We start from the raw sequence: 9,021 nt of genomic DNA on the forward strand, positions 1-9,021 counted from the left end.
CGGCTCATCTAATGAACAATATACATCAGCCGGGCCTTCCCTGCCCTGCGCATCTTTTTGTCTTGAATAATACGTTTCGAGATTGCCATTGCGTGGAATTAAATAACCATAGTTCGATAACTCTATCCCTATGGTGCACTTGTCCTGCGCGTTACCTGTACCTTCATTGCCAATGCCTTTACCGATATGGCCCGACCAGTATTTTGAAGAGAACAGCTGGTAGATCATGCCGCTTCTGGCAATTACAAAAGCTACGGAAACATGGTAATTGTCCCTGGTAAGCGCCGACAGGTCGGAGCGGAGCTGCCCTGCGGTAAAGTGCAATACAATGCGTTGCTTGGGATGCTCCACCGCATAGTAGTATTTAGACCGGTTTTTGGCAGTAGTAAGCATGCCGTTCAAAACAATATTTTCTCCTTTAACGGGAATAGATATCTTATTAAATGCATATTCGCCGTTATTTCCGGTTTGAAGTAAATTTTCTTCAAGTTGAAAAAGTGAAGTGAAGCGCATGGGAGTAAATTTTAGAGTGCCGGCCATCCTGTGCACAGGGCGCATCCATCAAACATACAAATCAGGGGAACAGGACAATGTTACCGGTATGGTCAACAGAAAAATAAGCAAATTATCAATGAAATGCAACAGGGGATAAAATGCCTTCGGCTGCGACCAGAAGTTTGTAACCGTTTTAGCTCCTTATCGCTTCCAGTATCTTTGGAAAATTGCCATTGAGATCCTTTTCTCTTATAGCAATGCCAAGATCATTCTTCAGATGCGCTATAATATCGGGTAATTTCAAACGAAGGCTTTCCAGCCGTCTCCATTCGTCATCTATATCCGTTGAACGCAATGCGCTGACTGAGCGTGATTTTGCCAGGGATTTTATTGCTGTGATGCGCTGATCAATTTTGATATTGGCCCTTTCTATAAAACCATCCTTCATAAAATCAGTATCAAGACAGCAGGCAATAAATTTTTTTTCTGGAAAAAAGTCTTTTATAAACATAGCGTTTATTGTTTCTACCCCTACCCAGCCCGATGTAAGGCTGTTTGCAGAAACTACGGAAAGTATAGCATGTGAACGGAGTATACTTTTACTGATAAAATCCTTTATAGCCGTACCCGCCTGCATAGAAGCCGAATCAAGGATAACCGTTATTTTCTCCTGTTCCAGCTTGTCTTTAAGCAGGGCGGCTGTTATTTCATCGGCATGATTATAGGAAATAAAAACAACACAGTTTTCGGGTTGCTGCTTTTGCTGATCCCGGAGGTCTTCAGCGCTCTTTTGTACATATCCGAGCACCCGCTGGTTTTTGGGGCTAAGCTCCAGTTCCTTCAGCCATGTTTTATATTCATCCAACACCTTCACCTGGTCTTCAATACGCATAGAGCCGTAATAATATTCATCCAGGCGGAATGCTGCCTCTATCAATGCGATCTGCGGCTGATCGTTGCGCTGAATGTTGGTTAGATTCAGCAGTATCTTATGCAGGTAAAAATAGAGCCGGTCACGCACCGCGGGATCCTTTATCTTATAGGTCTCATCTGTAGTTCCAAAGGTTTCTACCAGCTTCTTCTGCATACAGGTCTCCACATGTATGCGGAGCAGGTTGATCCGCAGGTAACGAACCGTTTGATTGTAGGTCCGGAATTGTCCGGAAAGTAAAGGCGTGTCCTCATCTGCTGTAATGATCATCCATGTTTTCAGATGGTACTTTCGTCGCCCGATGGTATACGAAATATGTGTGCAGTACAGCTCAATACCTTCCTTACTGAGAAAAGGCATATCTACCTTTTGGGCAAACAGGTGATCCGGATTGATCTCTCCGGCACGAAACTGTATTAAAAGCGCGGGTTCACAGGGCTCTGCCTGGTGCTTTATATCTTTGGCTTCAAAAGATTTTTTCCCTTTTGTGGTGGTCCAGTAATAGGCATCCCTCAATTTTTCTCCCGCTTCGATCAATGGAAGGTAATCCGACAGCCGGCTGCCAACCTTTATTTTTACCGGACACAGCAGGTACCGTTCAACATATTTATAAAGGTTAAAGGAAGATGTTTTCTTTTCGTTTGCCTGCGTTGCTACGCCGTTGCGCAATTGGTCACTGAAGCCCACTTCAAATTTGGCCATACACCGGCCGTCAGATTGAAACCTGCGAAAAAGGATCCTGGCATGGTATGGGTTGCTGTATAAAGACTTAAAAAAATGTTCCTCCTTCAGCCCGCAAAAATTCAATACGCCGGCCGCATTACAATATTTTTTTTCGTCATCCCAGGGGCCGAGGTATTTTTTATTCCTCCCCAAAATTTCTCCAAAATAACGCACCCTGGCATTGTTGCCGGGCTCAGGCCATTTGGGCCTTTCCGTTTTGTTGGGATCCGTTTTAAAAAAGCGGTAATCAAACAACGGGAACTGTAATGTAATAAACATAAATCAGGCTTATTAAAGTCGCCTTCTTAACCAAGTTTAACCTCGGATAGACTGATACGTCTTTCCTCGTAAGGTTACTTACCTTCTTGCCTTTGTAGGCGCTATAAAGATAAAAAAAGAATGCAATTCATAACATTATCATAATTTTATGAAGAAGTAAAGCAATGAGAAAAGATGAACAAAGAAATCAGGCATCCCCTTGTAGCCACAACTTATGATGGGAAAAAAGCGGTTATCATGAGTCCGGGTCATCCACACAAAGACAAAATAGCCGTTTGCGTCGGGGCAGAATACACACCATCAGGATGGGCTATAAGATGGAAAACAGTTGAATCGGAAGAGTCGTTTTTAACCACCCGGGGAATGAAGATTAAATGGTTATAAAGTCAGGAAGATAGCGATTTGAGCAGTTTTTCCGCAGCAGCTTTTATTTGTACCCAGTCTTTTTCCTGCTCTTTTTCTGAGAGCTGATCAAAAGGAATAAATGCATCCCTGGTAATCCTGTCCAATCCCCTGAAGGGCTGTCCCGCTTTCCATGTAGCATTGGCAAAACGTTCAAACAATTTTTTGTCTTTTGCATCAACATTATCGTTTACTATGGACTGCAGCACAGCAGAGGGCAGTTTTTGCCGTTCCGTTGCCATGTAGCTCAACCCGCATTCCAGCGCATAGAACCCGGCCATGTTGGTAGCGATCTTTTCTGCTCTGATACTTTTGCTGATCGTGAGCGTATCTTCACGGGGCTGCAAAAAAGCGGGCACCGGCAGTTGCTGTGCGGTATAATATGCGGCTTCCATGTGCTGCGCCATTTCCAGTGCAAATGACCTGCTTTGCAGCAACGATCTCAGCTTTTGCAACTGGTTTGCCTTTGATGCACCCTTTACATCCCGCATCGTTTCCATCAGCTTATCTGCAGCAGCAGATATCTGGTCATGATCCTTTTTTATTTCAGCTTCGGGTAAAAAAACCGGTGAAACAAAAACATCCCGGGTAATGCGTTCCAGTCCGCGAAAAAGCTGTCCGGCTTTCCAGGTAGCGTTGGCAAAACGGTTCAGCAGCAATACTTCAGATGGATCCAGTTGCTTTGTCTTTATTTTGTTCAACCACTCAAACGGCGTTCCGCCTTCACGCTCCATTAACGCACCAACAGCACATTCCAGCGCATAAAAAGCCGCTATGTTCGTTGCAATTTTTTCTTCTTTTGCACTTTTTTCTAAAACTCCGGATTCTTCGTTCTGAGGTAAAAAATCAGGTGCCGGCTGCCCCTGTGCTTTGTAATAAACAGCATCCTGGTTTTTTGCCATGTCCAGCGCGAAGCTGCTGTCGCGAAGCAGTCCTGTTATCTGAGTAAGCTCTTTTGTAATTTGTTCCTGTTGTTGCATATTGGTTTTTGCATTGTTAGCACATGAGCCGAAATATACCACCAGGAGCGCAGCGCTAAAAACAAAGAGACATTTCATTTGCCTGGCTTTAGTGATACTTTAAAGGTAAATTAATTAAAAGTAGTTACAGTGTTAAACGTGAATAGTGAATAGAGAGTAGTGAGTAGTGAAAGGTTGAACTCACTATTCACCATTCACTACTCACTTCTTTTCATCTCTACCCCCGCCCGAATGGCATTCTGGCGAGGATCAGCCGGTCAGGCGGCCGGCAGACCTGTTAAGTTGGATAATATCTTTTGCTGCGTTTTCCTTAGTTCATCCTGCGACAGCTTTAGCTTGCCTCTTGTAAAATTGAGATCATCCATACTGTTGATGGGTACCAGGTGAATATGTGCATGTGGTACTTCCAGCCCTACCACACTGATGCCGCAGCGGTTGCAGCGAAAAGAACGCTCAATGGCTTTGGCAACGGGCTGCGCAAAAACCAGCAGCTCGCTTAAATAATCCGCGGGAAGATCAAAGAGATTATCCACTTCTATTTTGGGAATTACCAGCGTATGCCCTTTCACCAAGGGAAAGATATCCAGGAAAGCATAGCATTTTTCATTTTCGGCAATTTTATAAGAAGGAATTTCGCCCGCTATGATCTTTGAAAAAATGGTCATGCGGCAAAATTACGCAAATACTATTTATGAAACGGAATGCTGCTCACGGCTGATCTGACAGCCTTCTTCGGAATTTGAAAGTTTATGATTTTTAGTTTTTTGTTTATCGTTGTATTCCTTCGGATTTCGAGCTTCTTTCTTCGGATCCGCCACGGCGGACAGGTTTGAGATTTATTTGTTTCTAATTTTTTGGTTCCCGGCGCTTCCTTTCGGCTATTGCTTATTTATACAAATCCAGTCCCGCATACCCTTCTTCGGCCCTTTGCGGGGCACGGTTAACATACAACTGCCTGTCTTGCGGCGCGGCAGTGCCCAGCCCGTCCACATAACGGTTGAACATGCAAAAAGCGGCGGCGATCAATACCGTGTCGTGTATCTCCCTGTCGGTGGCCTGCTGTTCTTTGGCCCGCTCAATCAATGCAGGAGTTACATATTTACCGCCTTTTTGCACTGCTGCGCCAATGGCCAGCAGCGATTTCATTTTACCGGAAATAGCGGCAGTAGTGAAATCATGTTTTATACTGTCAACGAACTGCATATCACATTGCATATAATGCTGGGCCATGGCGCCATGCACGTTCTGACAAAAAAAGCAATCATTTAAGTAAGAAACATAAGCCCCTATCAGTTCCCTGTCGCCCCTGCTCAGCGTATTGTTATCATCACGCAGCAATACTTCTGCCAGTTCATTAAGCGGCTTTGCCGTTTCCGGCCTGTATGCCATGGGGCCTCTTATGCCGGGTAAGTCGTTGTTCAAATTAATATGTGCCATAATGATCAGATAATTTTTTTGTTGATTACAGCCTCAGCCAGGCGGGTACCATCAATGCGTGCTTTTATCTTGCCGAATGCAATGTCTCTTGATGTAGAAGTATCATCCGCAAATGGCGAAAAGCCGCAGTCATCTGTTGTACCGATCTGTGCAGCAGGGATCACTTCCGCTGCTTCCAGTATGCGATCCCTTATTTCTTCAGGCTTTTCTATCTCCGGGTTATTTACATCGGTAACACCCAGGAAAACCGTTTGATCCGGCCGGAGATTCTCCTTAATAACTGCCAGCACGGAAGGCTTGTCGTTTTCGGCAGCATATTCCAGGTAAAAACTGCCTGCCTGCAGCCCGAACAATAAAGGCAGGAGACCGGCATAAGATATATCTGCACTATGCGTTGAATCATGATCTCCTCCGGGGCAGGAATGAACACCGATCCTTTGGCGTTCCTCACTTGTAAACCTCGTAAGTACCTTGTTGTTGAGATCAATAAAGGATCTCAGCAAATTACCTGAAGGATCTAATTTCAATGCTAACCGGGCTTCCGTAAAATCAATCTGTACCTTATACGCGCCACCGTTAAGACTGTTTCTTATATCCGTCTCCGCTTCATTCAGCAAGTCGTTTATGAACTGATCATGCGTATACCCTTCAATGCCTTCCTGCGGATACAATAAACTTATTGCCGATACAGCAATAACTGCCTGTTTAACCGGCAGGTTGGTCATTTTTTTTGCTTTTTCGAGATAGGCGCTGGCATACACCTGGTAACGAAAAGGTCTGCCTGTGATTTTAGGCAGCTGGCGGGTATGCCCGTCCGCAAAAGGAATAATAACTCCATCAGGGTCGAGATGCTTCATGCCCGCAATGGGATAGGTAGCAAAACTGGGCTTGCTTTGTTCACCGTCTGTAATTACCGGCGAACCTGTGGCTTCAAAACGTTGTATAGTATCCGTTATAGCCGATTCGAATAATTTGTTCAATTCCTTTTCATTAATATCGCCATTCGCATGCGCAGCCATCCCTTCGATCAATGTAACCGGACGGGGAATGCTCCCTATTGGTTCTGTTCTGATTTTCATAACTTTTTTGTTTTAGTTTATTCAATGACTATATCTGTGCAGAATGGCAGCCCCGCATTTCATCTTGGCCGATCCGGCAACACATATCCTTTTTCCACCATTCTTTTTCCCATCTCTGTATATTCGTCGGCGTTAGTTGGTGTAAAACTTGCCAGCCCGTCTACATACCTGTTGAACATGCAAAAAGCCGCCGCAATTAAAACCGTGTCGTGTATCTCCCTATCGGTAGCGCCCAATTTTCTTGCGGCCTCAATGTCTTCGGCAGTAACCGCTTTCCCGCTGATCTGCACCTTGCCAGCTATGTTGAGCAGGGCCTTTAATTTTTCACTTACGGGGGCCTGCTGCATATCGAGGAATACCGCATCCACTACCGGTGCGGCTTCGCGGTATAAACACCTTGCTGCAGCGGCATGGCTGTTCCTGCAAAACATGCAATTGTTCCTGTGCGATACATAAGCCGCTATCAGTTCCCTGTCGGCCGGGGTTAGCGGAGAATCGTCCCGCAGCAGCACCTGTGCCAGTTGATACAAATGTTTTCCGGTTTCGGGTCTGAACATTACCAGGCTTCTTATACCGGGTACGCCTTCCGGAACGTTGATATGTGCCATAAAACAATTATTTTTTAAGTTGATCTAAACAAGTTTATGCTCCATTTTTTTGATCAGCAATACCACAAGCAATCCTACAACAAACACCAGCGAAAACAGGTATATGGCGTTGCCATAGCCACCCAGCACCGTTACCAGTATACCTACAAACAATACAGCAGTGCCGGTAAATAAGCGACCTATATTAAAACAAAAACCCGTTGCCGTTGCCCTGATGCCTGTAGGGAATAATTGCGGTATATAATACGACAGCACACCCTGACTTATGCCAAAGAAAAAAGCGAGAACGCCCGTTTCTATATACACCAGGGATGTGAAGACCGTATTGGTTTTAAACAGTACAAAAGACAAAGCCGAACACACAGCAAAGCACAAAAGCATCGCTTTTCGCGTGCCCACTGCATTGAGGAACCAACCCGAAAAAAAACCGCCTGTTAATCCGCCCATGCCCAGCAGCATCATGGTTATGCCCCTTTCCTTCTGACCATCGGAATCTGTAATTATGCTTTGTATCCATGTAGGCAGCCACGAAAAGATCGCCCACAATCCAATTAACATGGAGCCAAAAGTAACCGACCCGATCAGCAGATCCTTCCGGAAAACAGGGGAGAAAAGGGTTTCAGCGGGATTATTGTTTTGCAGGAGATGCTGCCTGTCTTTTTTCCAGCTCGCAGATTCTTTTACAGCCCATATCCCCGCAATAGCAAGGATGAGTGGTATAAGACCCGATAAAAAGGCCTGTTGCCATGATGATACCATATAATTGATCAAACCGGCAGAAAAAATACCCACCGGGAAAGCAATGGACAAAATACCCATGAAAACGGCCTTGCTTTTTGCAGGCCATACCTCGCTTATGAAAGTAAACCCCACCACCAGAACGCCTCCAACACCAAACCCGCTCAGCACCCTGCACAATACAATGCTCTCCCAATTGGGCAGCATACCGGTTAAAATGGTAAAAACCGAATAGCAACCGATGGCAAGCAGTAACGCTTTTTTTCTTCCAGCGCGGTCACTGATCACCCCCCATGCAAAACCGCCGATGGCCCATCCAAAAATGAATACCGCATTGATATAAGCGCTGATGCGTGCCTGCCCGCCGGGTTCCAACGAGAGCTGCAGATCCTTCATTACCACAGGAAGGTAAACCGACATCAATGTAGACACAACACCTCCAAACGCGCTGCTGATAAAGCATACGGCAAAAAACATCCAGAGATATGCCGTTATCTTCTGATCTTCATTACTTGCTATGCTGCTATTCATATTTTATTTATTCAATAGTCCGTCAAATACTACCGATACATAATACAGCGCTCCAACGCCGGGTGATCCGAAGGCCTGGTATATCCTGTGGTTTAAAATATTACTGCCGCCCAGTTTTATGATAGCATTGGCGGAAGGGATCTTTTTGTTGATCTGCAGATCAAGCTGCGAATAGGCATTGATGCGGCCGGGGTTGTTGCCATTAAAGGTTCCGTACCAGTCAAACGCATCCTGCCAGTGCCACGCCAGGTTAAAGCCAAAATTCTTATACACATTGCTGTTGCCGAAAGTTACATTGGTAATGTACCCGGGTGTATTGAACGCCGGGATATTATTGGGATTGGCATCTTTCAGGTTAAAATCAGACCAGGTAATGTTAGCGCCTGCCGTATACCCTTTGCTCATCATCCAGGTGAGTCCGGCCGAAATGCCCTGCGATGATACCTTATCCGAAGCATTGGTATACAACTGAAAAACCTGGATATCCCCGTTGGGTATATCCATAGCAGCTTCATCGCTAACCGTGCCGCCGCCTGCCGGTATGGTATGTTCCGGGCGGATGACCACTGTATTAATGATAAAGTTGGTGTAGGTGCTGTAATAATAATTAAGATCTATCATCAGCTTATTTGCGATCAGCCCCTTGTAACCTACTTCAAAAGCTTTTTGCTTTTCGGGTTTAATATAGGGCACATCCGATTTCTCCAGTAAACCTTTGTTATCAGCTATTGCCTGCGGGAAAGGCGTACCGTTGCCCATTGCCTGCCCGAAAGCAGCGCCAAAGGCGCCCACTGAAGAAGCGGTGAACGAATTCTCAT

At 45.3% G+C, this 9,021-nt stretch carries 10 protein-coding genes; 1 reads left to right on the plus strand and 9 read right to left on the minus strand.

Annotated features, from left to right (window positions below; all coding sequences use genetic code 11):
• Window positions 1-513: N-acetylmuramoyl-L-alanine amidase (locus PLH26_RS17180; RefSeq protein WP_324587262.1), on the minus strand; the 513-nt coding region annotated here is incomplete at its 3' end.
• 175 nt (window positions 514-688) lie between these two features.
• Entirely contained in the window at window positions 689-2,428 is a 1,740-nt protein-coding gene (locus PLH26_RS17185; RefSeq protein WP_324587263.1) for a toll/interleukin-1 receptor domain-containing protein, read from the minus strand.
• A gap of 174 nt (window positions 2,429-2,602) precedes the next feature.
• Between PLH26_RS17185 and PLH26_RS17190 the strand changes: the two genes are divergently transcribed.
• Complete coding sequence (locus PLH26_RS17190; protein WP_324587264.1) at window positions 2,603-2,812, plus strand: hypothetical protein; 210 nt, start codon at window positions 2,603-2,605, stop codon at window positions 2,810-2,812.
• A 2-nt stretch (window positions 2,813-2,814) separates the two neighbouring features.
• On the opposite strand, the gene PLH26_RS17195 is transcribed toward PLH26_RS17190, so the two are convergent.
• The 7 genes from PLH26_RS17195 to PLH26_RS17225 all read right to left on the minus strand — a co-directional run.
• Window positions 2,815-3,888 (minus strand): hypothetical protein, encoded by a 1,074-nt coding sequence (locus PLH26_RS17195; protein ID WP_324587265.1) that lies wholly within the window; start codon window positions 3,886-3,888, stop codon window positions 2,815-2,817.
• 179 nt (window positions 3,889-4,067) lie between these two features.
• Window positions 4,068-4,475: an HIT family protein gene (locus PLH26_RS17200; RefSeq protein WP_324587266.1), complete on the minus strand. Its 408-nt coding sequence runs from the start codon at window positions 4,473-4,475 to the stop codon at window positions 4,068-4,070.
• A 220-nt stretch (window positions 4,476-4,695) separates the two neighbouring features.
• Window positions 4,696-5,247 (minus strand): carboxymuconolactone decarboxylase family protein, encoded by a 552-nt coding sequence (locus PLH26_RS17205; RefSeq protein ID WP_324587267.1) that lies wholly within the window; start codon window positions 5,245-5,247, stop codon window positions 4,696-4,698.
• Between the two features lie 5 nt (window positions 5,248-5,252).
• Window positions 5,253-6,326, minus strand: coding sequence for a cobalamin-independent methionine synthase II family protein (locus tag PLH26_RS17210; protein WP_324587268.1), 1,074 nt, complete (start codon window positions 6,324-6,326; stop codon window positions 5,253-5,255).
• Window positions 6,327-6,385: 59 nt separating this feature from the next.
• Complete coding sequence (locus tag PLH26_RS17215; protein ID WP_324587269.1) at window positions 6,386-6,934, minus strand: carboxymuconolactone decarboxylase family protein; 549 nt, start codon at window positions 6,932-6,934, stop codon at window positions 6,386-6,388.
• 24 nt (window positions 6,935-6,958) lie between these two features.
• The gene (locus PLH26_RS17220) at window positions 6,959-8,203 is read right to left on the minus strand and encodes an MFS transporter (protein WP_324587270.1); all 1,245 of its coding nucleotides are present in this window, start codon (window positions 8,201-8,203) and stop codon (window positions 6,959-6,961) included.
• 3 nt (window positions 8,204-8,206) lie between these two features.
• On the minus strand, window positions 8,207-9,021 hold an 815-nt coding region (locus PLH26_RS17225), incomplete at its 5' end, for an outer membrane beta-barrel protein (RefSeq protein ID WP_324587271.1).

The organism is Agriterribacter sp. (assembly GCF_035444585.1).
GTDB lineage: Bacteria > Bacteroidota > Bacteroidia > Chitinophagales > Chitinophagaceae > Agriterribacter.